Here is a 2421-nt window from a genome sequence, read left to right on the forward strand (position 1 = left end):
GATGGTACTTGGACCGCAGGGTCCTGGGAGAGTAGGACGTCGCCAAGCACACACAAGAACTACCGTTGAGTTCGATCAACAGTGGTTCTTTTTTTGTTTTTTTTAATTCCATTGTGAAATATGTGACGCAGAAGTTTCTTAAGCAGGTTGCCGTTCACCAAAGGAATGCTGTAATAATGATCTTTGTATAACGAGAGCAGCAGAGAAATAGTAAGAACAAGCTTATAATATTGATACAGTGTATTAAATAAAGGTGATATATAGTAATTAAAGTAATTAATCGAGTATTGGAACATCAGCAATAGCATGCTATGCATTAGCTATAACTCATTTATGGCTATCACATGTTGCTGATAAGATAGTTTTCTATCTTTAGCTGGTGAAATGCAAAAAGAGGGAGCCGAAATTGGCTTCCTCTTTTTGTTCACACAGAACTATTTTTTAACCCTATAGCTAAGGATATAGTATTATTATCTAACGTTACTTACTTAGTAGGTTTTGTAACCTTACCGTCTTGTCCAATTTGATAGATTTTCCCTGAATTTGTTTTGAATACAAAAGTCGTTCCTAATTCACCAATAAATCGATCGCCTTCAGCTAGGGTAGCTATTGGTTTCTTCTGAGTACCATCTCGATATATTTTGTAAGTGTGCGAACCATTTTCTTTGATTTGTTAACTACGGCTTCCTCAAAAAAGAACTGTTTGCTCTGATATCCGATTGGGGAGATCGTTCCTTTAGAGGTAAATGACTTTTTATTTGTACCAGTGACGTCTTGAAGATACCAATTTCGCGTATTGTTAACCCCTTCTTCCGAGAAAAACAATGTGTTATCGAACAAGATAACCACCAACACGAGGTTCTACAATTTTGGTTGAAATTGCAGGTTTACCATTTCCGTCGAATTTCAATCTGTACAGTAGAGAGTTATCAGTATCAACGTAGAATACATTACCCTTACTCATGACATAAGACCAAAAAGTAGGATTTGGAAGTAGAATCTTTTCTCCTGTTCCGTCCAGGTTCATGCTTCCGATTTGATAATTATAGTCTTTGTCATATCCACCAAAATAAATGATTTTCCCATCTACAGTTAATCCTGAATATGTATATTGCTTCGTTACTTCAGTCAATTCAGAACCATCCGCTTTGACTTTAACAATTTGACCCATGATTACATCTGATCCAGGTTCCTGTTTCAAAATGTAGATCCGATCACCAATAATTAGGAAAAAGGGCATTATCTTTGTATATCCGTTCGGTTACATTGGTTTTTCCATCAATGACAGAAAGATTTACTGCTTTTGATGCTGGTTCATCATAATTCCCTAACCAAACTACTTTATTTTTTTTAACTGCAGCACTGACTGGTAGGGCTCCTATTAATAGGACCACAGCTAAAATTGTTGAAACTAATATCTTTTTCATCAAAAACTACCCTTATGATTTAACTGCATATATACTTTAATAAATATGACAAAATTATATAATAATTTTATATGAATTATAGATCTAAAAGCGTTGCTGACTAAAGGTATCACAATATTTCCTGTTATGTAGTTTACTTTGATAATTTGAAAGTTGTCTAGATTGCATAATTTCATCGTCACCTACTTTACCTAATGAAACATGAAGAAGGTATATAGTGGGTAAGTTGATTAAACAGTACCGAAAGGAAGTAGAATTTCATGTGACGTATACATAATGGAGATACGGCACCGTTGTCTATAACCGCGGGAAGAGAGAGGGGCATTGTAATCCTAATGAGTTTGTAACACGAGTATATGTATTTAATAAAACACCTAACGAAGAGTACTTTCTATAGAAATGCCTTTAGTGATGCACCACCTTAGTATCCATTAAATTGAAACGATTGATCATGGGAATGAATTTGCCTGATATCCGATATCCATCGCTTGAGTTTACTCACAACATCGATGTCTATTTTGCAAAACACTATTCATCCTAGCAAAGCGGCTTCTATGAGAATGGAAATGGTCTTCTTTGAGTGTTCTTTTGTTAAAGGAAAAGGATTTGATGAGGTGACCAATGACGAACTGGCAACAGCATTCATTTCTGTTAACAACCGGTTAAGGAAATGTCTTAAGAGGAGGACTGTGTACTAATTATTCATGGGAACCCTGTCGCATTTGGATTGACATCGACGTTATATAAAACAGTTTGAAATTAGTTTATAAAAAGACTTGCATTCCTTTGTGCGCCGTGATATATTATTAGTCCGGCCAACAAATAATACATTTATTGAATCGGCAAGCCAATATCGAATGAAACTCAAACGAAAAAAAAGCTTGCATAAACGAACCGGACATGATATGATATAGAAGTTGTCGCCGAGAAGAACTGGTGCTGACAAAACGAAATAATTGGTCTTTGAAAACTGAACAACGAGTGAGTAGATTTC

Annotated in this window: 3 protein-coding genes; all 3 read right to left on the reverse strand. The window is 35.5% G+C overall.

All coding sequences use genetic code 11. The features are described 5' to 3' along the window. Positions 1-606: 606 nt before the first annotated feature. The 3 genes from BW961_RS29325 to BW961_RS29335 are packed head-to-tail and all read right to left on the reverse strand — an operon-like array spanning position 607 to position 1427. Positions 607-840 (reverse strand): hypothetical protein, encoded by a 234-nt coding sequence (locus tag BW961_RS29325; RefSeq protein ID WP_068592408.1) that lies wholly within the window; start codon positions 838-840, stop codon positions 607-609. Continuing rightward, positions 830-1201: a DUF5050 domain-containing protein gene (locus BW961_RS29330; protein ID WP_170878629.1), complete on the reverse strand. Its 372-nt coding sequence runs from the start codon at positions 1199-1201 to the stop codon at positions 830-832. The genes BW961_RS29325 and BW961_RS29330 overlap by 11 nt, the downstream gene beginning before the upstream one ends. A gap of 13 nt (positions 1202-1214) precedes the next feature. After that, positions 1215-1427, reverse strand: a complete 213-nt coding sequence (locus BW961_RS29335) for a hypothetical protein (RefSeq protein WP_068592406.1) — start codon at positions 1425-1427, stop codon at positions 1215-1217. Between the last annotated feature and the right edge of the window lie 994 nt (positions 1428-2421).

This window comes from Paenibacillus macquariensis, from assembly GCF_900156375.1.
In the GTDB taxonomy this organism is placed as follows: Bacteria; Bacillota; Bacilli; order Paenibacillales; family Paenibacillaceae; genus Paenibacillus_AQ; species Paenibacillus_AQ macquariensis.